The following is a 26,107-nucleotide window of genomic DNA, read 5'->3' on the forward strand; positions in this document are numbered from 1 at the left end:
AGCCTAGTCTCTTCAGTCGTCATAGGCCTTGACCTGCTCGACGGCCACGACGTCCCGCCGGCCGTCGGCCGGAACGTGGAACACGATGAGCTCGCCGGGGGTCAGGTAGGGGTCGGAGGTGGGCAGCTTCGAGGAGAGGCCGGGGTCGAGGTGGGCCCGGAACTCGTCCAGGAGGACGGGCAGGACCGGGCGGTGGGTGCACAGGACGGCGGGCTTGCCCTTGTCGAAGAGGCGTCCGACGGCGGCGGCGGCCTTCCGCGGCTTCCTCGCCGCGCGGTGCTCGGTCAGGTCGTCCACGAGGCGCATCTTGACCTTGGTCGGGGACGCGCGCACGTAGGGGAGGACCGTGTCGACGCAGCGTGTCCACGGGCTCGTCACCACGCGGACCGGCTTCCACACGGTCAGGAGCCGTCCCACGGCCTGGGCCTGGCGCAGGCCGCTGGCCGCGAGGGTCCTGTCGCCCTCGGCCTTCGTCCAGGAGCTGCGGGGCTTCGCCTTCGCATGCCGCAGGAGGATGAGCGGCACGGTGGCGAGGGCGCCCTGCTCGTGGGCGCGGACGAGGGCCTTGAGCGGTCCGACGTCCGACTGGTTGCTCAGGAGCAGCTCCGCCTCCTCCGGTGTGCACCAGTGCACCTGGTCCACTTCGTCTCCGTCCGGCCGGACGGGGACGGACTTCTCGAGCCGCAGGGCCCAGTAGTGGACGGACTTCAGGCCGGCTGCCACCCGGTAATGGGCCGTCGGCAGGGGGATCCCGAGGCGCGCGTCGACACCGATCTCCTCCCGGACCTCGCGTGCAGCGCACTCGGGCAGGGTCTCGCCAGCATCGATCTTGCCCTTGGGCCAGGACCAGTCGTCGTAGCGGGGGCGGTGGATCAGCAGGACCTTGAGCTCCTCGCCGTTGGCCCGCCAGGGGATCGCCCCAGCAGCCCGGACGGCGACCTGCTCGCCCGGGTGCTCGGCCTGGTCGATGACAGGGGCGTCGGACATCAGCGCATGCTCACTGCCCGCTGGCGGGCGCGGGAGGCGAGGAGCCAGGACTGGATGTCCTCGAGCGGGCGTCCGGTCTCGTCGACGTGGTGCCGGGTCCAGTGCCCCTCGCGGTCCAGGTGCCACGAGGCCGTGGTGGGCGCCATGTAGAGGTCGAGCAGCGCGATGAGGTCCGCGATGTCCTCGCGGTTGCGCAGCTGCACGAGGGCCTCCACGCGCCGGTCCAGGTTGCGGTGCATCATGTCCGCCGAGCCGATGTAGACCACGGGGTTGCCGCCGTTGGCGAACGCGAAGACGCGGGAGTGCTCGAGGAAGCGCCCCAGGATCGAGCGCACGGTGATGTTCTCGCTCAGCCCGGGCACGCCCGGCCGCAGCGCGCAGATGCCGCGGACGATGATGTCCACCGTCACGCCCGCCTGGGAGGCGCGGTAGAGCGCGTCGATGATCGCCTCGTCGACCATCGAGTTGACTTTGATGACCACCCGCGCGCGCAGGCCGGCCCTGGCGTTGCGGATCTCTGTCTCGATGCGGTCGATCAGGCCCGAGCGGACCGAGCGCGGGGCCACCAGGAGACGCTTGAACGTGGACTTCGGTGCGTAGCCGGAGAGCTGGTTGAAGAGCTTTGAGAGGTCCTCGCCCACCTGCTCGTCGCACGTGAGGAGGCCGAGGTCCTCGTAGTACCGGGCGGTGCGCGGGTGGTAGTTGCCGGTGCCGATGTGGCAGTAGCGCCGCAGGCCGTCGTTCTCCTGGCGGACTACGAGGGAGAGCTTGCAGTGCGTCTTGAGCCCCACGATCCCGTACACCACGTGCACGCCCGCCTGCTCGAGCTTGCGGGCCCAGGAGATGTTGGCCTGCTCGTCGAAGCGCGCCTTGATCTCCACGAGCGCCAGGACCTGCTTGCCGGCCTCGGCTGCGTCGATGAGCGCGTCGACGATGGGCGAGTCGCCGGAGGTCCGGTACAGGGTCTGCTTGATCGCCTGGACCTTCGGGTCGGCGGCGGCCTGCTCGAGGAAGGCCTGGACCGAGGTGGAGAACGAGTCGTACGGGTGGTGCAGGAGGATGTCGCGGCGGCGCATCGCGGCGAAGACGTTCGCGGCCTTGGCCGTCTCGGACTCGTTCAGGAACCGGGACGTGTGCGCCAGCTGCTTCGGGTAGTGCAGCTCGGGACGATCGACCCGGGCGATCACGGAGAGCCCGCGCAGGTCCAGCGGGGCCGGGAGGGAGTACACTTCCGGCTCCTCGACGCCGAGCTCGCGGACCAGCAGCGCGAGGACGTTGGGGCTGATGTCCGTGGTGACCTCGAGGCGCACGGGCGGGCCGAAGCGGCGCCGCAGGAGTTCCTTCTCGAGCGCCTGGAGGAGGTTCTCGGCGTCGTCCTCCTCGACCTCGAGGTCCTCGTTGCGGGTCACACGGAACGTGTGGTGCTCGAGCACCTCCATGCCCGGGAAGAGCTGGTCGAGGTGGACGGCGATGAGCTCCTCGAGCGGGATGAAGCGTGCGCTGCGGCGGCTGCCGGGGCGTGGGCCGTCCACGGAGATCAGGCGCGGGAGCTGGTCCGGGACCTTGAGCCTGGCGAAGAGCTCCTTCTCGCTCACCGGGTTGCGCACGATCACCGCGAGGTTGAGCGACAGGCCCGAGATGTAGGGGAAAGGGTGGGCGGGGTCCACGGCGAGCGGGGTCAGGATGGGGAAGACCTGCTCGGAGAACATCGCGCTGAGCTGCTCGTGCTCCGCCTCGCCGAGGTCGCTCCAGGACACGAGGCGGATGCCTGCCTCCTCGAGGGCCGGACGGATCTGCTCGGCGAAGACCCGGGTGTGCCGCTCCTGGAGGACGTGCGCCGCCTCGGAGATCTGGTCCAGCACCTCGTGCGGGCTGAGCCCTGCCGGGGAAGGGACGGCGAGGCCGGTCGCGATGCGCCGCTTGAGTCCGGCCACGCGCACCATGAAGAACTCGTCGAGGTTGGAGGCGAAGATGGACAGGAAGTTGACCCGCTCGAGCAGGAACAGGTCGGGGTCCTCGGCGAGCTCGAGCACGCGGGCGTTGAACGCGAGCCAGCTCAGCTCGCGGTCGAGGAAGCGGTCGGGGCCGTGCTCGCCCTCGGGGGCCAGGCTCGGCTCGGCCTCCGGGATGTAGATGCGGTCCTCGGTGGCCCGGGCGGCGGGCACCTCGGAGGAGCCGAAGACGGGGGCGGGGCGAGTCGCCGTCGTGCCCGCTGCGGGCGACGGCGCGGCGGCGGGGCTGCTGCTCTGGGCGGCTTCAGTCATGGGTTCTCCCGGGAGCGCAAGGGGGCGGTCTGGTGCTGTTCCAACCCTACTAGGGCGGGGGCGCTAGGGAGCCGGTGTGGCGCGCGCTTCCGCTCCGGCCGTGGCCGTGCTGTAGAGGATGTCCCGGTCCCACACGGTGAACCCGAGGCGCCGGTACATGGCCACGGCCGGGATGTTGTCCGCGTCCGTGTAGAGCATGACGGTCCCGAGGCCGAGCGCGTGGAGGTAGTCGATGCCCTTCAGGGTCAGGACGCGTCCGAGCCCGCGCCCCTGTGCCTCGGGGACCACCCCGACGGCGTACACCTCTCCGAGCGCACGGTGTTCGCCATGGGCCGGGTGGACCTTGGTCCAGTGGAATCCGAGGATACGGTCCTCGTCGTCGACCGCGAGGAAGAAGCCCTGGGGGTCGAACCACTCCTCGGCCATCCGCGCCTCGAGGTCGCTGCGCCGCAGCTGGCCCTGCTCGGGGTGGTGCGCGAAGGCCGCGCGGTTCGCGGCCAGCCACGCGTCCTCGTCCCGGCCGGGCTCGAAGGCACGGACCCGGACGCCCTCGGGCAGGGCCGGCGTGGACTCGTGCGGCCGGCGGACGAGGACCATCTTCCACAGCTCGCGCTCGGGGACGAACCCGTAGGCGGTGGCGAGCTCCGCGGCGGCCTCGTGGTTGCCGTGGGACCACGCCTTCAGCCCGGTGAGGCCGGTGGCGCCGCGCAGCTCCTTGATTGCCTCCACGAGCCGGGCGCCCACGCCCTGGTTGCGGTAGTTCGGGTGGACGGCAAGCTCGACCACGCCGACGCCGTCGGGCCCGAAGGCGATGCCGGCGATCCCGGCGAGGTCCTCGGGCGCGGACGACCCCGAGGTGTCGTCCAGGGCGTGCACGGCGACGGTCAGGATCTCCTCCGACCGCGTCTCGGGCGACTTCATCAGCACGGTGGTCTGCTCCGAGAGCGAGGGGTTGCCGTCGGCGTCCTCCGCGGCCTCCAGCAGGGCCCGGGCCTCGGCCCACAGCGCCTGGGGGATGCGGCCCTCGACCACGGTGACTGGCCAATCCTGCGGGTATGCGCTGGTCATGGAGCAAGGCTAGCGAACGGCGGGTGGATCCGTGTGGTTTGCCGGGCGCGGGGCGGTGCGGTAAAGTCGTCGTCTGCCGCCGGGAAGCCGGCGGGCACGGGGGATCCACCAGTGGGGTGGCCTTGATACGTTCGACCCGTATGTCCTCCACCGTGGCGAAGGCCCCGCACTCCAGTGCGGGGCCTTCGCGCTTCTGCGCCTGCGTGGCCCGGCGCCTCAGGCCTCGCTGAGCTCGTCCTCGGCCAGACGTGTCAGGGTGAGCCGGTAGCCGACGTTCCGCACGGTGCCGATGAGGCCCTCGTGGTCCGTTCCGAGCTTCGCGCGGAGCCGCCGCACATGCACGTCGACCGTCCGGGTGCCGCCGTAGTAGTCGTAGCCCCACACCTCGGTGAGCAGCTGCTGGCGGGTGAACACCCGGCCGGGATGCTGGGCGAGGTACTTGAGGAGTTCGAACTCCTTGAACGTCAGGTTGAGCGCCTCGCCGTTGACCTTCGCGGTGTAGCTCGCCTCATCGATCACGACGCCGGCCGCCCGGATCTCCGTCTCGGGCTCCTCCACCGCTGCGGCGCGGGAGGTGGCGAGCCGGATCCTCGCCTCCACCTCCGCGGGGCCGGCGGAATCGAGCACGATGTCGTCGACGCTCCAGGCGGGGGAGACGGCGGCCATCCCGCCCTCGGTGAGGACGAGGATGAGGGGGGCGCTGAGCCCGGTGGCCCGCAGCAGCTGCGTCAGCGAGCGGGAGCCCACGAGGTCCTTGCGCGCATCGAGGAAGATGACGTCCGACGGGTCCGCGTCCAGGAGGGCGGTCGGCTCGGCCGGGAGGATGTGCACGCGGTGGTTGAGCAGCTCGAGGGCGGGGAGGATGTCGACTGACGAGCCGGTGGCGTTCGTCAGGAGCAGGATGTGCGACATGGTTCCTCCGTAAGGATCTGTCTGCACTGCGTCGGGCAGCGGCCTATCTCGCCGATGAGCCGATTATAGGGCGCAGGGCCGGTCCGCCCGTTGAGCCCGTGTCACATTCGCACCCGGCGTGAGGCAGGATGGCAGGGTGACTAGCGCAGACCAGAGGGCCGCACGGTGAGGGCATGGACCCGCTCCGTGGCGGGCGGGGCCGTCGCGATCGCCGGTATCGCGGTGGCCGTCGGCACGGGCCTCGGCGGCGTCGCGGTGCAGTTCGCCGGCGTCGCCGCGGTGGCCGTCGTCGTCGGATTCGGCTGGCCCCATTTCCTGGGCATCCCGGCGAAGAAGACGAACGGCGCGGTGATCTCCCTGGCGGGCATCGCCTCGGCGGCCGCGACGGCCTTTGTGCCCGGGCCGCAGTACCTCGCGTGGACGCCTCTGGCGATCGCCGTGGGCGTCATGGCCGTCGTGGTCGTCCAGCTCATCCGCGGAACGGGCCAGAGCCATCGCCTCGAGTCCGCCTTCGGGGCCAGCGCCGGGGTGCTGCTGTGCGGCCTCGGCGCGGGGTGGATCGCGACCGCCCGCCTCACCGGCGCCGGGTCGATGCTCCTCGTCGCGGCCATCAGCACCGTGGTCGCGCTCCTGCTGGGCATGATCCGCTGGCCGGACACCATCATCGCGCCGGCAACCGTGGTCTTTGCCGGCCTCGCCGCCCCGCTCGCCGGACTGGTCCTGACCGACGTCGCCGTGCTCCCGGCGACGATCGCGGGCGTCGTGATCGGCGCGGTGCTCGCGGCCTTCCGGGCGCTCAACAGCGCCCGCCCGGACCGCGTCGCCGCTGCAGGGTTCGTGGCCATGGGCCTCGCGCCCGCCTTCGCGGTCGGCGCGATCGCGTACTTCCTGGACCGGATGCTGGTGGTCTGAGCCCGCTGCGGGCGGCCGCCGCTGTGGCGCCCCTCACGCTCGGAGCCCGTCTGCGAGGCGCTACGATGGCAGCTATGAGCGTTGCTGCCTTCGAGATCTTCTTCCTCGTCCTCCTTGCCGTTGCGTCCGTCTCCATGGCCTGGTTCGCCGGCCTCGTCGTGTGGAAGCTGTTCAAGGGCCAGCGCTGAGCTAGAGCCCAGTCCGCCCGCGGCCAAGGAGCCAGTACGTGCCCATTGAGATCCCGTCCGGCCTGACCCCCGAGCTCGTCCCGCTGTCGTGGCTCATCGGGGAGTGGGAAGGCCGTGGCCGGCTCGGCGCGGGCGAGGGGGACGACGAGCACTTCGTCCAGCACGTCGTGTTCGCCCACAGTGGCTTCCCCTACCTGAAGTACACGGCCGAGAGCTGGCTCGCGGACGAGGACGGCAAGCGCATCCGGCCGCTCGCCACCGAGGCCGGGTACTGGCAGCTGGACCGTCCGGTCCAGGACGCCGACGGCGGCCCGGGGCTCAGGCCCCCGGACATCGTCCCGGCCTACACCTCGGCGGACGAGGTCGAGTCCCTCCGCAACAGCAGCGACGGCTTCGACATCACCGTGACGATCGTGCACCCGGGCAGCATCGCCGAGCTGTACTACGGCCAGATCAGGGGCCCACAGATCCAGCTGAGCACCGACGCTGTGCTCCGGGGTGCCCACGCCCGGGACTACAAGGCGGCCACCCGCATCTTCGGGCTCGTCAACTCGGACCTCTTCTGGCGCTGGGACGTCGCCGCCGGCGGCGAGCCGCTCGCGCCGCACGCCTCGGCGATCCTCCACCGCGTCTCCCCGCCCGAATCCGGCCGCGCGCCCACTGAATAGCACGACCGGGCAGCGCCTCCGGCGCACGCCGGGCGGATGCGCCGGGAGTGAAATCGGCCCCGATCTCGTTGGAACGGATATGACCCAGGCTTCCCCCCTCATGGCACGACCCGGCGCCGTCGCGGCGCACGGCCCCGACGAGGGCGTCGCCGCCCACTACGGCGACCCGGTGCGGGAGCAGCGTGAGCTCGCCGCCGGCCGCGCCGCTGTGGACCTCTCCTACCGCGGCATCGTCACGGTCGCAGGTCCTGACCGGCTCTCCTGGCTGACGACCCTGTCCTCGCAGCAGCTCTCCGGCCTGCGTCCGGGCCAGTCCAGCGAACTGCTCCTGCTCAGCGTCCAGGGCCGCATCGAGTTCGATGCGCGCGTGGTGGACGACGGCGAGCGGGCCTGGCTCCTCGTCGAAGCCGGCGAGGCGCAGGGCCTCGCGGCGTGGCTCGAGTCGATGAAGTTCATGCTCCGCGTCGAGGTCGAGGACGTCTCGGCGCGCTGGGGCGTCCTCGGCGCGACGCGGCGCCTCGAGCAGCTCGCCGCGTTCGCACCCGGCGGCCGCGGGCTGACGTGGGAGGACCCCTGGCCGCACGTCGCGGCCGGCGGCTTCAGCTACACCGCCGTCGACGAGGCCCACCATCCGGGGCTCGAGCGGCCCTGGTTCGAGCACGTGGTGGAGCGTGCCCGCCTCGCGGAGGCGGTGGCCGCGCTCGGGTCCGACGGCGTGGGGCTCGCCGGGGCCATGGCCTCCGAGGCGCTGCGCATTGCGGCGTGGCGCCCGCGCTGGGGCCTCGAGACCGACGAGCGCACCATCCCGCACGAGCTCGACCTCCTCCGGACTGCCGTGCACCTGGCGAAGGGCTGCTACAAGGGCCAGGAGACCGTGGCCCGGGTGCACAACCTCGGGCACCCTCCCCGGCGGCTCACCCTCCTGCAGCTCGACGGGTCCGCGCACACCCTGCCCGCGCCCGGCAGCGCCGTCTTCCCCGCAGGCGCCGAGGCTGGGGCGCGGCCGGTCGGCACCGTGACCTCGGTGGCCCTCCACCATGAGATGGGCCCGGTGGCGCTCGCCGTCCTCAAGCGTTCCGTGGACCCGAGCGTGGCCCTCGTGGTCCGCGGCGAGGCCGACGGCGAGGAGTACGCGGCCGCCCAGGAGATCATCGTCGCCCCCGAAGCCGGCCAGGTCGTCGGCCGGCCCACCGGACTGCTCAGGAGGAACGCATGAGCGAGAATGCCCAGATTCCCGAGGACGTCCTCGCCCTCGCCGGGAAGCTCTTCGACGCCGCCCGCGCCGGTGATGCCCCCCTGCTGCGCGCCTACCTCGAGGCCGGCGCCCCCGCCACCCTGGTCAACCAGGCAGGGGACACGCTCGTCATGCTCGCCGCCTACCACGGCCACGCCGAGACCGTCCGCCTCCTGGGCGCGCACGGCGCCGACGTCGGGACCGCCAACGACCGCGGCCAGACCCCGCTCGCGGGCGCCGTGTTCAAGGGGTACGCCGACGTGGTGGACGCCCTGCTCGACCTCGGTGCCGATCCCGATGCGGGGAGCCCCACCGCCCGGCAGGCGGCCCACATGTTCGGCCGGACGGACCTCATCGACAGGTTCGGCACCGCCGGCTAGCCTCCCGCGAGGTCGCCCCGTGGGACCGCGAGGTCGCCCCGTGGGACCGCGAGGTCGCCCCGTGGGACCGCGACGTCGCCCCGTGGGGCCGCCGGTCCAACCTCGCGCATGGGGAGTTCTCCCCCCGGCCTCGGCAGCGCGGACGGCCCTTTGGTACCCTCGGGGTGCCGCCTGCCCTCTCGGGGAGGGCTGCGGCGATCTGAACCGCAGGGGACCGGGCCACTCATGATGAGGTCCGCGGGTGCGGCACATCGACAGGAGAAGGCCAGTGCGACGAGCCGGGGGGCTGCGCCATCGGGCGACAAGACTCGTTGTATCGACGGCGATGGCGGTGGCCGCGGCACTGCTCGCGGCGGCGGCAATCCTGTACCCGGGGTTCACCTCCGTGTCCGCCGACCTGAACGACGGCGGAGTCTGGGTCACCAACGGCTCCGTGAACATGGTGGGTCACCTGAACTTCTCCTCGAAGGTCCTCGACGGCGGGGTGTCCGCCCGCTCGGACAGCTTCGACGTCGTCCAGCAGGGCCGCTCCGTCGCCGTGCAGGACAAGGGAGTCGCGACGCTGAGTCCTGTCGACGTCGCCGAGGTGCGCCTCGCCGGAGACCTCCCGTTCGCCGGCACGGGCAGCTCGGCGTTCGGCACGACGACGGCCGCCCTCGCCGATCCGGGCACGGGGCGGCTGTGGGCCCTCCCGCTCGACCGGCTGAGCGGCTTCACCCCGCAGAACACCGAGCCGACCGTCCAGGACGTCCCCGGCGCCGTGGCGACCGTGTCCTCCCAGAACGAAGTGGTCGCGGTCTCGGCCGCCCGCACCGAGATCGTCCGCATCCCCGAGAACGGCGAGCCCACCTTCACGAAGGTCGACGGGCTGTCCACCTCCGCAAAGGTGCAGGTCGCCGCGGTAGGAGGGGACGTCGTCGTGCTCGACACCGGAGCCGGCACGCTCTTCCTCCCCAACGGCCAGCGCATCACGCGCGACGACTTCCGCAACGCCCAGCTGCAGGACACCGGTCCGGAGGCGGATGCGGTCGCCGTGGGCACCGCGAAGGCACTCGTGACCGTCCCGCTGGGCGGCGGCGACCCGCGGGTGATCGAGGCTGCGGCCGGCCGTGCGGGCCTCCCGGCCCGACCCGTACAGCAGGGCGGCTGCATCCACTCCGCCTGGGCGGGGACCGGCGTCTACCTGCGCCAGTGCGGCGGGGGCCAGCCGGACATCAAGGACATTCCCTCGGCCCGCCCCGACTCCGAGCTCGTCTTCCGGACCAACCGGGACGTCGTGGTCCTCAACGACGTCCACGGCGGCAACGTCTGGCTCGTCACCGAGCAGATGCAGCTGGTCAACAACTGGCAGGAGATCGTCCCCCAGAAGACGGTCAAGAACGGCGACAAGGAGGACTCCGCCGAGATCATGCTCCAGAAGGAGCTGCCCAAGCGCGATGAGGAGAACAAGCCGCCCACGGCCATGCCGGACGACTTCGGGGTCCGCCCGGGCCGGACGGTGATCCTCCCCGTGCTCCTCAACGACTCCGATCCGGACGGCGACGTCCTCACAGTGCGGCCCTCGGGCCAGGCCGCGCACATCGGCGCGGTGCAGCCGATCTTCAACGGCGCAGCCCTGCAGATCGTGGTTGCCGCCGACGCGAAGGGCAACGACGCCTTCGACTACGAGGTCTCGGACGGCCGCGGCGGCACCGCCACTGCGAAGGTCACCCTCGCGGTCAGGGACAACGCGGCGAACACGCCGCCGCGCCAGATGCGGGCCAACACGATCGCGGTCGAGCAGGGTACGTCGGTCTCGCAGAACGTCCTCGGCGACTTCGTGGACCCTGACGGCGACGAGATGTTCCTCGCGGGTGCCTCCACGTCCGGCACCGGCGACTCGGTGCGCTTCCAGCCCGACGGGACCATCACCTTCACCGATGGCGGCACCTCGCTCGGCAAGAAGGAGATCACCCTCAAGGTCTCCGACGGACGCGACGTCACGGAGGCTACGATCACGGCGGACGTCCGCTCGCGCGGCTCCCTGCCGCCGCAGACCACCCCCGACCATGTCCGCACGGGCGTGGACGAGCCCATCGTCGTCTCGCCGCTCGCCAACGACATTGACCCGTCGGGGACCGGCCTGCGCCTGCTCAAGGTCGAGCCCGTCCCTGGACTCGACGTCGTCATGAACTCCGAGGACGGGACGTTCTCAGCGAAGGCCGCCGAGCCGAAGGTGTACTACGCCGTCTACCTCGCCTCGAACGGGTCGGCCACCGCGCAGGGGCTCGTCCGGATCGATGTCGAGGCGAAGACGGCCGACGACGGCGCGCCCGTCGCCGTGCGCGACGTCGCCCTCCTTCCTTCCGGCGGCAACGTCCTCGTGGACCCGCTCGCGAACGACACCGACCCGGGCGGCGGCGTGCTCGTCGTGCAGTCGATCTCGCTGCCGCAGGACGCGCCGGTCACTGTCTCGGTCATCGACCACGCGATCCTGCGGATCACGGACACGCGGGGGCTCAAGGAGCCGCTCTCCTTCGGCTACGTGGTCTCCAACGGTGACAAGACGGCCAGCTCGACCGTCACCGTGACACCGGTGCCGCCGCCCGCGAAGCTCGACCCGCCGGTCGCCAAGCCGGACTCGGTGGTGGTCCGGGCAGGCGACACCGTGACGATCCCCGTGCTCGCCAACGACTCGCACCCCAACGGGGCGCCCATCAAGCTCGACCCCAAGCTCGTCGAGGTCCCGGACCCGGCCTCGGGCCACCTCTTCGTCGACCAGGACAAGCTGCGCTTCTCTGCCGGGCCGAACCCGGGGACCGTCTACGGCATCTACCAGGTCGTCGACCCGGCCGGGCAGAAGGACTCCGCGAAGGTCACCATCACCATCCGGCCCGCGGACCCCGCCCAGAACGGCATGCCCGTCCCCAAGAACCTCACCGCGCGCGTGCTCGCCGGCCATGCCGCGAAGGTCGCCGTCCCGCTCGACGGCGTCGATCCGGACGGTGACTCCGTGACCATCACCGGCATCGAGAAGCCCCCGGCCCTGGGCACCGCGATCGTCAAGGACGGGTACATCGAGTACACGGCGGCCAATGACGCCAGCGGCAAGGACACCTTCACCTACGTGGTCGAGGACCGGTACGGCGGCCGCGGGGTCGCGACCGTCCTCGTCGGCGTCGCCGCCGTCCCGAACACCAACCAGAAGCCCATCCCGGGCGACGACAAGGTCTCCGTGCGTCCCGGGCGCCCAGTCTCTGTCGACGCGCTCGCGAACGACACCGACCCCGACGGCGACACCGTGCGTCTCGTCGCCGACGGCTTCGAGCTCCCGCAGGGGACCACCGCGAGGGTGGACGAGGGACGCGTCGTCGTCACGCCGCCGTCGGCCCCCGGTACCGTCACCGCCCGCTACACGGTCGACGACGGCCGCGGCGGCCGGGCGGTCGGCAACATCATCGTCACGGTGGATCCGAACGCCCCGCTCAAGGCCCCGATCGCACGCGACGACCGCGTCAACCCCATGGACGTGGCCGGCAAGAAGACCTTCGCAGTGGACGTCCTCAAGAACGACGAGGATCCCGACGGCGTCGCGAGCGACCTTAAGGTGGCCATCCCGCCGAGCGCCGCGGCCCCGGGCACCACCGTGGACGGCGGGAGGGTCAACGTCGCGCTCACCGAGGCTCCCCAGGCCATCCCCTACACCGTCACAGACTTGGACGGCCTGCGGGCCACGGCGATCATCTGGGTGCCGGGCCTGCGCGACCAGCGGCCGGTGCTCAAGACCCTCGATCCGGCACACGCCAAGGCCGGGCAGCCGCTCGAGCTCAAGCTCGCCGACTACGTCACTGTGCGGCCGGGCAGGAGCCCGCGGATCACGGGGGAGAGCGCCGTCTCGGCGGTCGCCGCCGACGGTTCCGGCCTCGTCAAGGACGCCGGCACCCTCCGCTACACCCCGCGGAAGGACTACGGAGGCCGTGCCTCCATCACGTTCGAGGTCACGGACGGCTCCGGCCCGGACGACTCCGACGGGCTCAAGAGCGTCCTGACCATCCCGATCGACGTCGAGCCGACCGCGGACAAGCCCAACACCGCGCCCACCTTCGCCACCAGCATCCTCGAGGCGGCCCAGGGCGAGGACGCCGGCCAGCTTGACCTCCGCGCAGCCACGACCGACCCGGACCCGGGCGACATCGACCGCGCCTCCTACAAGCTCACCGGGGCCGCGCCCGAGGGCGTGGACGTTTCCCTCGACGGCTCGGTGCTCAAGGCCAAGGTCACCTCCGCCCAGCGCGGCACCTCCGGGAGGGTCGGCATCCAGGTCGACGACGGCCGCGGCGGGAAGGCCGACGGCACCGTCGAGGTGCGGGTGGTGCGCTCGACCCGGCCGCTCGCCGTCGCCAATCCCGACGCGGTACCCGATGCCCAGGCGGGCAAGCCCGTCGACATCCCCGTCCTCGCCAATGACGCCAACCCGTTCCCCGGCAAGCCGCTCACAGTGGTCCGCGCGGGCGTCGGCAGCGGCGGCGGCGATGCCCGGGTCGAAGGCGACCACGTCGTCGTGACCCCCGCCTCGGGATTCCACGGCCAGCTGACGGGCACCTACCGTGTCGGCGACGCGACCGGGGACACCGAGCGCGAGGTCGAGGGCACGTTCACCGTGACGGTCCGCGACAAGCCGGACGCGCCGAGCGCCCCTGTCGTCGACGGCATGTCGAGCCGGCAGGTGGTGCTGCACTGGACCCCGCCGTCGAACAACGGCGCGGAGATCAGTGCGTACCGGGTCAACTACGCGGGCGGCAGCCAAACCTGCCCGACGACCACCTGCACCGTCACTGGGCTCACCAACGGCACCAAGTACACCTTCACGGTCGTCGCGACGAACGCCGTCGGCGACTCCGCGCCGAGCCCCGCCTCGGCCCCCATCACCCCGGACGCCAAGCCGTCCCAGCCCGGACCCCCCGTGCTGTCCCGTGGCGACAAGCGCATCTCGATGACCTGGACCGCGCCCGCCAACGAGGGCACCCCGATCCAGAGCTACACGATCGAGCTCTCCTCCGAAGAGGGCGTCCAGCGCCGCACGGTCGGTGCGGTCACCCAGCTGAGCTGGACCGGCCTCACTAACGGCGTCGAGTACCGCGCGCGGATCCAGGCCAAGAACGGCGCCAAGGACCCGTCCGACTGGTCCTCGCTTTCAGCTGCAGCCAAGCCGGCAGGCGCTCCGCTCGCGCCCGCGGCACCCACGGCGACCCGCTCGACGTCGGCCGTCAACGGCGGCGTTGTGGACGTGGCGTGGGCCTCGGAACCGCTCAAGAACAACGGAGAGCCGGTGACGTCCTACGACGTGCTCGTCTACCGCGGAGGATCCGTCGCGAAGACGGTGACCGGAGTGACCGGAACGCGCCAGCAGGTCACGGGCCTCGACAACTCCTCGACCTACACGTTCGCGCTCGTGGCCCACAACAATGTGGGCGCCTCGCCGCAGGGTGCCCGCAGCAACCCGGTGACGCCGTACGGGCGTCCGGGCGCGGTCACCAACCTCAGTGCGACGCCGGCGAACACGACGGGCAGTGGCAACCAGGTCCAGCTCGCCTTCAGCCCCGCCGCATCCAACGGTGACCCGATCTCCGGCTACCAGTACTCGATCGACGGAGGCAGCAGCTGGAGCGGGCTGGCCTCGAACAAGATCGTCGGTGGCCTGCAGAACGGCACGGCCTACTCGTTCCTGGTGCGCGCGGTGAACTCCGCCGGGCCGGGTCCCAGCAGCAACCGCGCGGCCGCCAACCCGTACGGCCAGCCGAAGACCCCCGTGGCCAACGCGGCGACCAACGGCATCCACGTGAACATGACCTGGAACACCGGCGGGTACAACAACGGCAGGCCGAGCACGGTGACCGTGACGATCGACGGCAACACCGTGGCGAACGACGGCGCCGCGACCGTGGGCAATGGGCCCGACGAGGCGCATTCGATCACTGTCAAGGCCTGCGTCCAGGGCGAGCCCACCAACTGCTCGAGCAAGTCCGACTCCGCGCGCACTGCCTCGCCGAGCGCGACCCTCGCACAGGGCCCGCGTGCGAATGATCCGCAGTGCGCGTCGAGTGCGTGCTACTACTTCGACATCACAGCACGGAATTTCCATCCGAATTCCAGCGTGTTCGTTCAGTGCTGGAACGACGGCGGCGGTGCTCATGTCTTCGCGTCCTACCACGCGACGACCGATGGGAACGGGTACTTCCGCCACAACAGCAACTGTTTCCTCGGACACGCCAACGACCTAAACAACAACAATAAGTGGAGCAAGGGCTGGGCGACCCTCGACGACGGCCGGGGCGGAACAGCCAGGACCAACGACGCCACCTGGTAGCCGTGACGCTCGCCACGGGGGAGCCCCTGCGGACAGCCGCGGTCCTGACGAAGTGAGACCCTTGTCCGGTGGAAAACATCCAACGGCCATGGGCCGCCCTGTGGGCGCTGGTCATCGGCTTCTTCATGATCCTCATCGACACCACGATCGTGTCGGTGGCCAACCCGGCGATCATGCGGGCGCTCGGTGCCGACATCAACTCCGTCATCTGGGTCACGAGCGCCTACCTGCTCGCCTACGCCGTGCCGCTGCTCATCACGGGCAGGCTCGGCGACCGGTTCGGGCCCAAGCGGATGTACCTGTTCGGGCTCGTCGTCTTCACCCTGTCCTCACTGTGGTGCGGCCTGTCCGGGAGCATCGTCTCGCTCATCGCCGCGCGCGTGGTGCAGGGCCTCGGTGCCTCCTTCATGACCCCGCAGACCATGGCGGTGATCACCCGCATCTTCCCGCCTGAGCGGCGGGGCGCAGCGATGAGCGTGTGGGGCTCCACCGCCGGCGTCGCGATGCTCGTGGGCCCGATCCTCGGCGGCATCCTCGTGGACGGCTTCGGCTGGGAGTGGGTGTTCTACATCAACGTGCCGGTCGGCGTCATCGGCTTCATCCTCGCCGCCCGTCTCGTCCCCACGCTTCCCACGCATTCGCATCGGTTCGACTGGCTCGGCGTGGTCCTCAGCGGTGCCGGCATGTTCCTCGTCGTCTTCGGCATCCAGGAGGGCCAGACCTACTCCTGGGGCACCATCAACGGGCCCATCACCGTCTGGTCGCTGATCATCGCGGGGGTCGTGGTGATGGCGCTGTTCGTGGTCTGGCAGGCCGTCAACAGGGCCGAGCCCCTCGTGCCGCTCGGACTCTTCCGCGACCGGAACTTCTCCATTGCGAACCTGGGGATCTCGACGGTCGGCTTCGCCGTCACCTCGTTCGGCCTGCCGACGATCTTCTACTACCAGCTCGTGCGGGGCATGACCCCCACCCAGTCCGCGCTCATGAGCATCCCGCTCGCCGTGTTCTCCGGCGCCCTCGCGCCGTTCGCCGGCAAGCTCGTGGACCGGGGCCACGCCAAGATCATGAACATCTGCGGCATGCTCGTGTTCGCCGTCGGCCTCGTCCTCTATGCGGTGCTCATGACGCCGGAACAGCCCATCTGGGTCCTGCTCATCCCGAGCGCGGTGGTCGGCGTTGCGAACGCCGGGATCTGGGGCCCGCTCGCCACCCTGGCCACCCGCGGCCTCCCGCCTCAGCTGGCTGGCGCCGGGTCCGGCATCTACAACACGACGCGCCAGGTGGGCGCCGTGCTGGGCTCGGCGGCGATCGCCGCGCTCATGGAGGCCCGACTCTCGGCCGAGCTCCCCACCGGCGGCCGCGCGGCCCCCGCGGGCGAGCTCGCCTCCGGGCACCTTCCGACGTTCCTCCAGGCAGGCTTCTCAGCCGCCATGGGGCAATCGGTGCTCCTGCCCGCCGCGCTCGGCGTGGTCGGCCTGGCGGTGGCGCTGTTCTTCGTCAAGGTCCCGCCGGCGGTCGGGAGGCCGGCCGCCGCGGAGGACAAGGTGGCTGAGGGCCGCCGCTGACCCTCCTCCCATCCCGCCGAGGTCACCCCGTGGGGCGCCGAGGTCACCCCGTGGGGCGCCGAGGTCACCCCTTGGGGCGCTCCGCGACCGGACGGACGACGCCGGCCTGCCACCGTCCGCTGGCCGGTCCCGGCACGGCGGGGTGATGTCGGGCTCCTAGGGGGTGACGTCGGGCTCCTGCGGGGTGATGTCGGGCTCCTGTGGGGTGGCGTCGGGCTCCTAGGGGGTGACGTCGGGCTCCTCGGGCGCGCGGTCAGCGGGGCGGGAGCGAAACCGCCGCGTACCGCCCCTGCGCCTGTATTCCGAGCGAGTCGGCCAGACGCAGGCCGGCGAGCGCGTGGGACGGGACTGCGGCCTGCACGATGAGGCCGTCCGCGAGCGCCTCGTGGGCTGCGACCGAGGCAGCGAGCCGTCCGAGTCCCCGGCCCCGCAGCGACGGGGCGACGAGCACCCCGAGGTCTGCCAGGAGGCCGTCCTGCACCGAGTACGCCGCGCACGCTGCGGGGCCCTCGGGGAGCATGATCGTGAACCGGTGATCGCGGTCGGCAAGGCCGGCGGACGTGACGTCGTCCGGCGGGCAGCGCATCTCGAGCTCGATCGCCTCCGGAGTCCCGCGGGAAACCTGCGGCTCCGTGTCCGGCTGCTCGAGCGGCAGGTCATCGGCGAAGCCGAGCACCGCGGTGCGCAGCCCGTGCGCGCGCGGACCGGCGGCGCGCAGCAGCGCTCCGCCGTCGAGCAGTTCCTCCGCCTCGAGCTCGGCCGCCGCCTCCACAAGCCCGGTCGGACCGACGAGGGCGAGCTGGCCGAAGAGCATGACGGCGACCAGGTCTGAAGCGCCGTCGTGGCACCCGAGGAGGGTGCCGCCGTCGTCCGCGAAGCTCAGGTCCGGGAGGCCGAGCCGGCGCGCCCAGGCGAGCCGGACGACGCCCCGGCTGCCCGCGTTGAACGTCTGAGACACCACAGTGCGCCCGTCCGGTCAGCCGAACAGGACGGCGGCCTCGTCGTAGCGGTGCTGCGGTACGACCTTGAGCCGGCCGAGGGCCTCCTCGAAGCCGACATGGGCGATCTCGGTGCCGTGCAGCGAGACCATGGTGCCCCAGCGCCCCTCCACGACCGAGTCGATCGCGGCCATGCCCAGCCGGGTGGCGAGGACCCGGTCGAACGCGGTGGGGACGCCGCCGCGCTGGATGTGGCCCAGGATCGTGGCACGGGTCTCGATGCCGGTGCGCGCCTCGATCTCCGGTGCGAGCTGCTCGGCGATGCCGCCCAGGCGCGGGCGGCCGAACGTGTCGAGGCCGCGCTCGGAGTGCGGGGCGTCCATGCCCTCGAGCACGAACCCCTCGGCGACGACCACGAGGGGAGCCCTGCCGCGGTCGCGGGCGAGCTTCACCCAGGTGGCGATCTGGTCCATGCTGACCTTGTGCTCGGGGATGAGGATCGCGTGGGCGCCGGAGGCCATCCCGGAGTGGAGCGCGATCCATCCGACGTGGCGGCCCATGACCTCGGCGATCATGCAGCGGTGGTGGGACTCGCCGGTGGTGCGGAGGCGGTCGATCGCCTCGGTGGCGATCTCCACCGCGGTGTCGAAGCCGAACGTGTAGTCGGTGGCGTCGAGGTCGTTGTCGACGGTCTTGGGGACGCCGACGATCTTCAGGCCGGCGTCGGTGAGGCGCCGCGCCGCCGCGAGGGTGCCCTCGCCGCCGATGGCGATGATGGCGTCGATGCCGAGGCGCTCCATCTGGGCCTTGATGACGTCGGGGCCGCCGTTGTTCTCGAAGGGGTTGGTGCGCGAGGTCCCGAGGATCGTGCCGCCCTGCTTGGCCAGGCCGCGGACCGCGGTGCGCGGCAGGTCGATGACGTCGCCCTCGACCACCCCGCGCCAGCCGTCCCGGTAGCCCACGAACTCCTGGCCGTGCACGGCGATGCCCTTGAGGACCGCGCCGCGGATGACAGCGTTGAGGCCGGGGCAGTCGCCGCCGGAGGTGAGGATGCCGATCTTCATGCAGGGGGCCTTCCCGTGGGGTGCGGCCGGGCCGTGGGGCGGCGGGCCGTCGGTGGTGTGCTTGAGGCGCCCCGTTGAGCCCACGCCGATTGTAGCCGCGGGCTGTTGGTGATGCACGCCACAGGCAGCGGCGGCCGCTCCATGACGGAGCGGCCGCCGCTGCGGGCCATCTCAGGGGGTCAGCTCACGCGGCCGGGCCTCCTGCGCCGGGGCCGCCCGCGCCGGGCCCCACGGGGCCTGCGCCCGGGCCGCCGGGGCCGACGCCCTTGGGCCGGACCCACTCCTCGAGGATGATCCGGCCGTCCTGGTCCGGGATCACGATCCAGGCCACGAGGTAGACGAGCACCGCGGGCCCGGGGAGGAGGCAGAGGATGACGAAGACGATCCGCACGAAGGCGGGGTCGACGTTGAGCCTGTCGGCGATGCCGCCGAGCACGCCGCCGATGATGCGCCGCGGGCCGCGCTTGAGGCCCATCGAGCGGAGTGAGTCGAAGAACTTGTCCATGGTCTCTCCCTAGGGTGTGAAGGGTTGATGGGATGCTGCTGGTCTTCAGTCTGTCGTTCCCGGGCCCTCGCCGCGAGGCCCCGGAGTCTCGTACGGGCTCGGGCGGGGGGCGGGCGCGGCCTGGTGGGAGCCAGGCTCGCCGGGGGCGCCCGCTGCGTCGTCGTCCGGGAGGGCCCTGCGCCGCCGCGCGGCGAGCACGCCGCCGACCACGAGGCCCAGCCCGGCCAGGAGCAGGACTCCCGCGGCCGCGTAGCCGGGATCGATCGTCAGCCAGCCGAGGCGGTTGGCGAACATGAGCGCCCCCATGACGATCACCACTGCTCCCCACACGATCGTTCCGACGGCCGGGCCGGAAACCTCGGGCCGGCTCTGCTGCTGGGTGCTCATCTCAGTGCTCCTCGTTGACGGTGACCGAGCTCAGGGTGGCGTCGAGTTCGACGACGAGCCGTGGCCCGGGTCTGCCGGAGTTGTAGGTGGTGGTGTCGTGCCGGCTCATGCCGGTGGCCTTCTGGCCGTTCGTCGTGACACCCGCGAGCGTTGCGGACGTGCGCACCTCGACGGGCACGTCCTTCGGCACGGTGATCGTCAGATTGCTCATCGTGGCCTTGACGGGGACCTGGGTCTCCTCGGCGAGCGGGCCGGCGCTGTCGAGGCGGGAGAGGTCAAGGCTGCCGGTCGACATGGCGATGTCGTAGCCCTTCGTGGCCTCCTGCAGGCTCGTGGGGGAGAAGGCGACCGGGAGGGAGTGCACACTCGCGAGCCGGTCGGCTCCCTGCGAGACGGCGCTGCCGACGAGCGCGAGGATGGCGAAGAGCGTCAGGATCCCGGCCCGGCGTCCGCGGAGGCCGGAGACGAGGATGCCGAGGCCGAGGACCACCGCGACGGCGGTCCAGACCGCCCCCGTGGTGAGCGGGAGGACGCCGGTGGCGATGAGGGCACCGAGGGAGCCGGCGGCGAGCGCCGCTGCGCCGAGGACCACGAGCAGGTACGGGGCGGTGGGGCGGGGCCGCCGTGGTGGGCGCGGCACGGTCCGGACCGGGGCATAGGCACCGGCGTAGTGGGGGCCGCTGTAGGACGAGCCGCCGTAGTACGCACCGCCGTAGTACGGCGGGGCCGGGGGGCTCACTTCGGACTGCGGGGTCCCGTAGTAGGGGACCCCGTCGCCGGCGGGGGTCGCCTCGCCGTACGACGGCGGTGTCCCCGGCTTGGTGTAGGCCGCGTCGCCGGCGCTGGGCACGCCTGCAGCGAAGGGACTGCCCTGCTGCCCTCCGGGGGCCGGGGTGGAAGGACCCTGCCGCTGCGCCGGCGGCACGGGCGCGCCGGCGCCGTGGGCCTCGGCGTTCCGATACGCGGAACGCCTCCGGCTCCCGCGCACGGCGCTGTAGATGCCGAAGCCCACCACGGCGACCCAGAACAGGCCCCAGAAGGCCCCGCCGATGCCGCGGTCGCCGAACCAGAACCCGGCCCGTGCGCCGCCGAGGCCGATGATCGTGACGATGACGCCGACGGTCATGCCCGCCGTCCAGCGGCCATGGGCTGCCTCCTGGGCGTGGATGCGGCCGTCCGGCTCGGGCAGGAGGAGCCACAGGAGCCCGTAGGCGAGGACGCCGACGCCGAGGAAGATCGCGGCGACGATGAAGAGGCCGCGGACCAGGATGGGGTCGACGCCCCACCGGTGGGCGAGGCCGCTCGCGACCCCGCCCATCCAGCGGTCGCCGCCGCGGACGACTCCGAGTCCGCGGATCCAGCCGAAGAAGTCGCCCCCGCGGGGCGGGAGCGGGCGGGGTGCAGGGCCCGTGCCGCCCGGGGTGGGGCGCGCCTCGGGTCCGGGCTGCGGAAGGGGGTCCGGCTGCTCGCCGGGGGACTGTTCGGTGCTCATGCCTCCATCCTTCCGCCGCGCCCCGCGCGCACCCATGGGGGGAGACCCTGAACGAACCCTGAACGGACCCCGGGAACGGGGGCGCGGGCCCCCTGAGGGCAGGCAACAGTGCTTGGATGGATGCATGAACGCCGTGCCCGTCCGTCCTCCCCTCGTTCGGGGAGAGGACCGCCTCATTGCAGGGGTGTGCTCCGGCCTCGCGCGGCATCTGGGGATGCGCACCGACGTGGTGCGCTGGATCATGGCCGGCGCCGCGATCCTCGGCGGGGCCGGGATCGTCCTCTACGGCTGGCTGTGGGTCATGGTGCCGACGGCGGCCGAGGCGGAGCGCCGTGCCGCCCGCCGCCCCGCGTCGCCGATCGCCCCCGCGGTGTCCGAGCCGGTCCTTGCCCCGGCGGCGCCCAGGCCCGCCCCCCACGTGCCGCGGTACGCGCGCGAGGTGCTGCTCGGCATCGTCCTCCTCCTCGGTGCGGTGGCGCTGGGCGGTTCCCTCATCGGGGTGCAGGTGCCGCTGGACACGATCGTTCCGGTCGCCGCCATCCTCGGCGGCGCCGCGCTGGCCTGGATGCAGCTCGACGAGGCGCGGCGCGAGCGGCTCGTCCGCGGCGCGGGGACCGAGCGCTGGACGGGCTGGCTGCGCCTCGGGGCGGGGATCGCGCTCGTCGTGGCGGGCGTGACCCTCGCGGTATCGGGGAGCCAGTGGAATGTGCTGGGGATGGCGCTGCTGGCCTCGTTCGCCGTGCTCGCCGGGGTGGCCCTCGTGCTGCTGCCCTGGGGCGTGAAGTTCTGGCGCGAGCTGGGCGCCGAGCGGGCGGCGCGCGTGCGCGAGGAGGAGCGGGCAGAGATCGCCGCCCACCTGCACGACTCGGTCCTGCAGACCCTGGCCCTCATCCAGCGCCGCGCCGGCAGCGAGGCAGACGTGATCCGGCTCGCCCGCGCCCAGGAGCGCGAACTGCGCGAGTGGCTCTACCGTGACTCCCGCAGCGGGGAGGGAACGTTCGCGGACCGGATCGCCGCGCTCGCGGGCGAGGTCGAGGACCTGCACGGCGTCCCGATCGAGGTCGTCACGGTCGGCGAGCCCGAGGCCACCCGGACCGGCGGCACCGCGGCCCGCGACCGCCAGGACGCCCTCCTGCAGGCCGCCCGCGAGGCGATGCTCAATGCGGTCCGCCACGGCGCCGGCCCCGTCTCGGTCTACGCGGAGACTGGCAGGGACGCCACCGAGGTCTTCGTCAAGGACCGGGGCGACGGCTTCGACCCGGACGCGGTGCCGGAGGACAGGCTCGGCGTGCGGGAGTCCATCGTGGGGCGCATGCGCCGGCACGGAGGCGAGGCGACGATCGTGAGCGGGCCGGACGGCACCGAGGTGCGGCTGCGGCTGCCCAGGACGGAGGAGACATGAGCACAGGACAGGGCGCGGAGCCCGTGGACGTCGTCATCGTGGACGACCACACCATCTTCCGCTCGGGGCTGAAGGCCGATCTCGACGAGCGCGTGCGCGTGGTGGGCGAGGCCGGGACCGTCGAGGGCGCCGTCGAGGCGATCGAGCAGCTGCGGCCGCGCGTCGTCCTCCTGGACGTCCACCTTCCGGGCGGCCTCGGCGGGGGAGGGCGCGAGGTCCTCACGCGCTGCGCGCCGCTCCTGCAGTCTGTGCGCTTCCTCGCCCTGAGCGTCTCCGACGCGGCCGAGGACGTCGTCTCCGTCATCCGCGCAGGCGCCCGCGGCTACGTCACGAAGACCGCCTCGGGCCGCGAGATCACCGACGCCGTGCTGCGCGTCGCGGACGGCGACGCCGTCTTCTCGCCCCGCCTCGCGGGGTTCGTCCTCGACGCGTTCGGGACCCAGTCCGTGGCCGACGACGAGCTCGACAAGCTCTCCGCCCGCGAGCTCGACGTCATGCGGCTGATCGCCCGCGGGTACTCCTACAAGGAGACCGCGAAGGAGCTGTTCATCTCGGTCAAGACGGTCGAGACCCACGTCTCCGCCGTGCTGCGCAAGCTCCAGCTCACCAACCGCCACGAGCTCTCCCGCTGGGCCGCCGACCGCCGCATCTGGTAGCCCCCCGACGTACGACGGCGGTGGCGCGCCTCCCGCGGGAGGCGCGCCACCGCCGTCGTGCTTCAGGAAGGGGGAGGGCCCTACTTGGCGGTCCCGAGGAGCTCCTGGATACGGCCCACGCCCTCGGCGAGGTCGTCGTCGCCGAGCGCGTAGGAGAGGCGGACGAACCCGCTCGGGCCGAAGGCCTCGCCGGGCACGATCGCCACCTCGACCTTGTCGAGGATGAGGGCGGCGAGCTCGGCCGAGGTGGCCGGGCGGATCCCGGCGATCTCCCTGCCGAGGATCCCGCGCACGTCCGGGTAGACGTAGAAGGCACCCTTCGGCGTCGGGCAGTTCACGCCCTCGATGGCGGAGAGCATGCCCACCATCGTCTTGCGCCGGCGGTCGAACGCGACCTTCATCTCCTCGACCGCGTCGAGGGGGCCCGAGACAGCGGCGAGGGCCGCCATCTGCGAGACGTTGGCCACGTTGCTGGTCGCGTGCGACTGCAGGTTCGTGGCGGCCTTGATGACATCGGCGGGGCCGATCATCCAGCCCACACGCCAGCCGGTCATCGCGTAGGTCTTGGCGACGCCGTTGAGGACCACGACCTTGTCCCCGAGCTCCGGGGCCGCGGTCGCGATCGAGGTGAACGGCACACCGTCGTACGTGAGGTGCTCGTAGATCTCGTCGGTAACCACCCACAGGCCCTTGGACGCGGCCCACTGGCCGATCTCCTTGACCTGCTCGGGGGAGTACACGGCCCCGGTGGGGTTGGACGGCGAGACGAACAGCAGGATCTTGGTGCGCTCGGTGAGCGCGGCCTCGAGCTGGTCCACGGTGACGAGGTACCCCTGCTCGGGCCCGGCGAAGACCTCGACCGGGACGCCGCCGGCGAGGCGGATGGCCTCAGGGTAGGTGGTCCAGTACGGGGTGGGGAGCAGCACCTCGTCGCCCGGGTCGAGCAGCGTCGCGAACGTGTTGTAGACGGCCTGCTTGCCGCCGTTGGTGACGAGCACCTGGGACGGCTCGGCCTCGTAGCCGGAATCCCGCTTGGTCTTGGCGGCGATGGCCGCCTTGAGCTCGGGCAGGCCCCCGGCGGGGGAGTACCGGTGGAACCGCGGCTGGCGGGCCGCCTCGATGGCGGCGTCGACGATGTACTGCGGCGTCGGGAAGTCGGGCTCGCCGGCTCCGAACCCGATCACAGGGCGCCCCGCGGCCTTGAGGGCCTTCGCCTTCGCGTCGACGGCCAGGGTGGCGGATTCGGCGATGGATCCGATGCGCTGGGAGACGCGGGCGGAGGTCATGGGGCATTCCTTCTTCTCGGGAGGCTGGTGGTACCCACTCTAGGCGCTCGCGCCCGGCCGTGACTGGCCGGCCGCGGCCCGGTTCGACGGCGGCCGCGATTGTGCGTAGACTTGATCCTCGGCGCCGGAAACGGCGCGTGGTCTCCTCTGCCGGGATGCTGCTGGGCGCGGCCCCGCGGGATCCTTGGTAAGGTAGTCCACGGCGATTCCGCCGTCAGGTGGTTTCCACCGAAGGGCAGTGGCGCAATTGGTAGCGCAGCGGTCTCCAAAACCGCAGGTTGCAGGTTCGAGTCCTGTCTGCCCTGCGCAGGAACGCAGCCCGGCTCCGTCCGGGTTGTTCCAGCACCCACAGAACGGATCCGGCGGGGAAGTCCTGCGGGCAGAGCGAGTGAGCGAGGAATCGGTTGACCGAAACAGCTTCAAGCAGTTCGGGCCGCCCCAAGCAGGCCAGGAAGCTTGGCTTCTTCGGCCGGATCGCGCTCTTCGTCCGGCAGGTGATCGGCGAGCTCCGCAAGGTCGTCACGCCGACCCGTCAGGAGCTGTTGAACTACACGCTCGTGGTGCTGGGGTTCGTCATAGTGATGATGGTGGTCGTGTTCGTCCTCGACTTCCTCTTCGGGACCGGCGTCGGCTGGGTCTTCGGCGGGACGTCCACCACCAAGTAGGCCTGGGTCCGCAGACTTCTGGCCCGGAACCGGGAGACCGGGACGGGGCAGGGTGTGCGGATGAGCCATTTAAGTCGCAACGAGTAAGTCGCACGAGGAAAGCAGGAGACTAAGTGTCTGAGCACGAGCTCGAGGATCGCGGGACCGAGCACGAGGAGTCGGCATTCGAGCCGGCCTTCTCCGACGCCGCTGCGCCCGTTGCCCCTGCCGCTTCCCACGACGAGGCCGGCGACGACGAGGTCCTCTCCGACGCGGCCGAGTCCGCAGCCCCGGCCGAGGCCGAGGAGGCTCCGGCTGAGGAGGCCGAGGAGGTTCCGGCTGAGGAGGCCGCCCCCGCCGAGGAGGCCGCGCACGACGACGCCGCCCCCGCGGGCGAGGACGTCGCCGAGGGCGCGGAGGCCGCCGAGGAGATCGACCCGGCCGAGGCCGCCGCGAAGGCTGCCGAGGACTTCCGGGCCAAGCTGCGCCGCCAGCCGGGCGACTGGTACGTCATCCACTCCTACGCGGGCTACGAGAACCGCGTGAAGTCGAACCTCGAGACCCGCATCCAGACGCTGGACATGGAAGACTACATCTTCGAGATCCAGGTCCCGATGGAGGAAGTCGTCGAGATCAAGAACGCCCAGCGCAAGATCGTGAACCGGGTCCGCATCCCGGGCTACGTGCTCGTGCGCATGGACCTCACCGACGCCTCGTGGGGCGCCGTCCGCCACACCCCGGGCGTCACCGGCTTCGTGGGCAACGCCCACAATCCGGTCCCGCTGACCCTCGACGAGGTCTTCTCGATGCTCGCCCCGGTGTTCGAGCAGGAGCAGGCCGCCGAGGCGAAGGCCGCGGGCAAGGCGGGCCAGAAGGCCCAGGCCGCCCCGGTCGCCGTCGACTTCGAGGTCGGCGAGTCGGTCATCGTCAAGGAGGGCCCGTTCGAGACCCTCCCGGCGACCATCTCGGAGATCAAGCCCGAGTCGCAGACCCTCGTGGTCCTCGTCTCGATCTTCGAGCGCGAGACCCCCGTGACGCTGGCGTTCAACCAGGTCGCGAAGATCTAGGACGCTGCACAGCGGCGCGGGCCGTACAATTGAAGACTTCGCCCCGGGACCGGATGCCTACCGGTGCCGGGGCGGTGGACTGCCTCGCCATGGCGGTCACCACCTGGGCGGCGCTCCTGCTGCTCCAGGAAGCGTAAGGAAG

At 71.8% G+C, this 26,107-nt stretch carries 20 protein-coding genes and 1 tRNA gene; 11 read left to right on the plus strand and 10 right to left on the minus strand.

All coding sequences use genetic code 11. The annotated features are described in order from the left end of the window. Nucleotides 1–12: 12 nt before the first annotated feature. The 4 genes from J2W21_RS11180 to J2W21_RS11195 all read right to left on the minus strand — a co-directional run bounded on the left by J2W21_RS11180 (nucleotide 13) and on the right by J2W21_RS11195 (nucleotide 5,231). Nucleotides 13–990: an NUDIX hydrolase gene (locus tag J2W21_RS11180; RefSeq protein ID WP_307114702.1), complete on the minus strand. Its 978-nt coding sequence runs from the start codon at nucleotides 988–990 to the stop codon at nucleotides 13–15. Beyond that, nucleotides 987–3,251, minus strand: coding sequence for an RNA degradosome polyphosphate kinase (locus J2W21_RS11185; RefSeq protein WP_307114593.1), 2,265 nt, complete (start codon nucleotides 3,249–3,251; stop codon nucleotides 987–989). Before J2W21_RS11185 ends, J2W21_RS11180 begins: the two co-directional genes overlap by 4 nt. Nucleotides 3,252–3,314: 63 nt before the next feature. After that, complete coding sequence (gene mshD / locus J2W21_RS11190; protein ID WP_307114594.1) at nucleotides 3,315–4,319, minus strand: mycothiol synthase; 1,005 nt, start codon at nucleotides 4,317–4,319, stop codon at nucleotides 3,315–3,317. A gap of 216 nt (nucleotides 4,320–4,535) precedes the next feature. Continuing rightward, the gene (locus J2W21_RS11195) at nucleotides 4,536–5,231 is read right to left on the minus strand and encodes a winged helix-turn-helix transcriptional regulator (RefSeq protein WP_307114595.1); all 696 of its coding nucleotides are present in this window, start codon (nucleotides 5,229–5,231) and stop codon (nucleotides 4,536–4,538) included. A 165-nt stretch (nucleotides 5,232–5,396) separates the two neighbouring features. On the opposite strand from J2W21_RS11195, the gene J2W21_RS11200 reads away from it, so the two are divergent. The 6 genes from J2W21_RS11200 to J2W21_RS11225 all read left to right on the plus strand — a co-directional run bounded on the left by J2W21_RS11200 (nucleotide 5,397) and on the right by J2W21_RS11225 (nucleotide 16,524). Continuing rightward, nucleotides 5,397–6,143 carry a permease gene (locus J2W21_RS11200; RefSeq protein WP_307114596.1) on the plus strand — a complete coding sequence of 249 codons (747 nt, stop codon included), beginning with the start codon at nucleotides 5,397–5,399 and terminating at the stop codon, nucleotides 6,141–6,143. A gap of 226 nt (nucleotides 6,144–6,369) precedes the next feature. Further along, the gene (locus J2W21_RS11205; protein WP_307114597.1) at nucleotides 6,370–6,999 is read left to right on the plus strand and encodes an FABP family protein; all 630 of its coding nucleotides are present in this window, start codon (nucleotides 6,370–6,372) and stop codon (nucleotides 6,997–6,999) included. Between the two features lie 79 nt (nucleotides 7,000–7,078). Continuing rightward, nucleotides 7,079–8,215 carry a CAF17-like 4Fe-4S cluster assembly/insertion protein YgfZ gene (gene ygfZ, locus J2W21_RS11210; protein ID WP_307114598.1) on the plus strand — a complete coding sequence of 379 codons (1,137 nt, stop codon included), beginning with the start codon at nucleotides 7,079–7,081 and terminating at the stop codon, nucleotides 8,213–8,215. Further along, the gene (locus J2W21_RS11215) at nucleotides 8,212–8,613 is read left to right on the plus strand and encodes an ankyrin repeat domain-containing protein (protein ID WP_307114599.1); all 402 of its coding nucleotides are present in this window, start codon (nucleotides 8,212–8,214) and stop codon (nucleotides 8,611–8,613) included. Before ygfZ ends, J2W21_RS11215 begins: the two co-directional genes overlap by 4 nt. A 268-nt stretch (nucleotides 8,614–8,881) precedes the next feature. After that, on the plus strand, nucleotides 8,882–14,959 hold the full coding sequence (locus J2W21_RS11220) for an Ig-like domain-containing protein (RefSeq protein WP_307114600.1): 6,078 nt from the start codon (nucleotides 8,882–8,884) through the stop codon (nucleotides 14,957–14,959). A gap of 68 nt (nucleotides 14,960–15,027) precedes the next feature. Continuing rightward, nucleotides 15,028–16,524, plus strand: a complete 1,497-nt coding sequence (locus J2W21_RS11225) for a DHA2 family efflux MFS transporter permease subunit (RefSeq protein WP_307114601.1) — start codon at nucleotides 15,028–15,030, stop codon at nucleotides 16,522–16,524. Between the two features lie 253 nt (nucleotides 16,525–16,777). On the opposite strand, the gene J2W21_RS11230 is transcribed toward J2W21_RS11225, so the two are convergent. The 5 genes from J2W21_RS11230 to J2W21_RS11250 form a co-directional block, all read right to left on the minus strand. Further along, nucleotides 16,778–17,482: a GNAT family N-acetyltransferase gene (locus tag J2W21_RS11230; RefSeq protein ID WP_307114602.1), complete on the minus strand. Its 705-nt coding sequence runs from the start codon at nucleotides 17,480–17,482 to the stop codon at nucleotides 16,778–16,780. Between the two features lie 18 nt (nucleotides 17,483–17,500). Further along, entirely contained in the window at nucleotides 17,501–18,526 is a 1,026-nt protein-coding gene (locus tag J2W21_RS11235; protein WP_307114603.1) for a 6-phosphofructokinase, read from the minus strand. 184 nt (nucleotides 18,527–18,710) lie between these two features. Continuing rightward, entirely contained in the window at nucleotides 18,711–19,031 is a 321-nt protein-coding gene (locus tag J2W21_RS11240; RefSeq protein ID WP_373423101.1) for a PspC domain-containing protein, read from the minus strand. A 45-nt stretch (nucleotides 19,032–19,076) separates the two neighbouring features. Further along, nucleotides 19,077–19,418, minus strand: a complete 342-nt coding sequence (locus tag J2W21_RS11245; RefSeq protein ID WP_307114604.1) for a hypothetical protein — start codon at nucleotides 19,416–19,418, stop codon at nucleotides 19,077–19,079. A 1-nt stretch (nucleotide 19,419) separates the two neighbouring features. Continuing rightward, the gene (locus J2W21_RS11250; RefSeq protein ID WP_307114605.1) at nucleotides 19,420–20,910 is read right to left on the minus strand and encodes a PspC domain-containing protein; all 1,491 of its coding nucleotides are present in this window, start codon (nucleotides 20,908–20,910) and stop codon (nucleotides 19,420–19,422) included. 124 nt (nucleotides 20,911–21,034) lie between these two features. On the opposite strand from J2W21_RS11250, the gene J2W21_RS11255 reads away from it, so the two are divergent. Both J2W21_RS11255 and J2W21_RS11260 read left to right on the plus strand, forming a co-directional pair. Continuing rightward, a complete protein-coding gene (locus J2W21_RS11255; RefSeq protein ID WP_307114606.1) occupies nucleotides 21,035–22,312 on the plus strand; it encodes an ATP-binding protein in 1,278 nt (425 codons plus the stop codon). Further along, nucleotides 22,309–22,968: a LuxR C-terminal-related transcriptional regulator gene (locus tag J2W21_RS11260; protein ID WP_307114607.1), complete on the plus strand. Its 660-nt coding sequence runs from the start codon at nucleotides 22,309–22,311 to the stop codon at nucleotides 22,966–22,968. Before J2W21_RS11255 ends, J2W21_RS11260 begins: the two co-directional genes overlap by 4 nt. Nucleotides 22,969–23,048: 80 nt before the next feature. On the opposite strand, the gene J2W21_RS11265 is transcribed toward J2W21_RS11260, so the two are convergent. After that, nucleotides 23,049–24,254 carry a pyridoxal phosphate-dependent aminotransferase gene (locus J2W21_RS11265; protein ID WP_307114608.1) on the minus strand — a complete coding sequence of 402 codons (1,206 nt, stop codon included), beginning with the start codon at nucleotides 24,252–24,254 and terminating at the stop codon, nucleotides 23,049–23,051. A 232-nt stretch (nucleotides 24,255–24,486) separates the two neighbouring features. Here J2W21_RS11265 and J2W21_RS11270 point away from each other — a divergent pair. The 3 genes from J2W21_RS11270 to nusG all read left to right on the plus strand — a co-directional run bounded on the left by J2W21_RS11270 (nucleotide 24,487) and on the right by nusG (nucleotide 25,965). Beyond that, nucleotides 24,487–24,559: transfer RNA gene (locus J2W21_RS11270), tRNA-Trp, on the plus strand. 99 nt (nucleotides 24,560–24,658) lie between these two features. Continuing rightward, a complete protein-coding gene (gene secE, locus J2W21_RS11275) occupies nucleotides 24,659–24,919 on the plus strand; it encodes a preprotein translocase subunit SecE (RefSeq protein WP_307114609.1) in 261 nt (86 codons plus the stop codon). A 113-nt stretch (nucleotides 24,920–25,032) separates the two neighbouring features. Continuing rightward, a complete protein-coding gene (nusG, locus tag J2W21_RS11280) occupies nucleotides 25,033–25,965 on the plus strand; it encodes a transcription termination/antitermination protein NusG (RefSeq protein WP_307114610.1) in 933 nt (310 codons plus the stop codon). Nucleotides 25,966–26,107 lie beyond the last annotated feature (142 nt).

The organism is Sinomonas atrocyanea (assembly GCF_030811715.1).
Taxonomy (GTDB): Bacteria; Actinomycetota; Actinomycetes; order Actinomycetales; family Micrococcaceae; genus Sinomonas; species Sinomonas atrocyanea_A.

Coding starts and splice junctions, on each gene's coding strand:
- J2W21_RS11185 (WP_307114593.1), bottom strand. CDS start 3,251: ATGACTGAAGCCGCCCAGAGCAGCAGCCCCGCCGCCGCGCCGTCGCCC.
- mshD (WP_307114594.1), bottom strand. CDS start 4,319: ATGACCAGCGCATACCCGCAGGATTGGCCAGTCACCGTGGTCGAGGGC.
- J2W21_RS11195 (WP_307114595.1), bottom strand. CDS start 5,231: ATGTCGCACATCCTGCTCCTGACGAACGCCACCGGCTCGTCAGTCGAC.
- ygfZ (WP_307114598.1), top strand. CDS start 7,079: ATGACCCAGGCTTCCCCCCTCATGGCACGACCCGGCGCCGTCGCGGCG.
- J2W21_RS11215 (WP_307114599.1), top strand. CDS start 8,212: ATGAGCGAGAATGCCCAGATTCCCGAGGACGTCCTCGCCCTCGCCGGG.
- J2W21_RS11235 (WP_307114603.1), bottom strand. CDS start 18,526: ATGAAGATCGGCATCCTCACCTCCGGCGGCGACTGCCCCGGCCTCAAC.
- J2W21_RS11240 (WP_373423101.1), bottom strand. CDS start 19,031: ATGGACAAGTTCTTCGACTCACTCCGCTCGATGGGCCTCAAGCGCGGC.
- J2W21_RS11245 (WP_307114604.1), bottom strand. CDS start 19,418: ATGAGCACCCAGCAGCAGAGCCGGCCCGAGGTTTCCGGCCCGGCCGTC.
- J2W21_RS11250 (WP_307114605.1), bottom strand. CDS start 20,910: ATGAGCACCGAACAGTCCCCCGGCGAGCAGCCGGACCCCCTTCCGCAG.
- J2W21_RS11255 (WP_307114606.1), top strand. CDS start 21,035: ATGAACGCCGTGCCCGTCCGTCCTCCCCTCGTTCGGGGAGAGGACCGC.
- J2W21_RS11260 (WP_307114607.1), top strand. CDS start 22,309: ATGAGCACAGGACAGGGCGCGGAGCCCGTGGACGTCGTCATCGTGGAC.
- J2W21_RS11265 (WP_307114608.1), bottom strand. CDS start 24,254: ATGACCTCCGCCCGCGTCTCCCAGCGCATCGGATCCATCGCCGAATCC.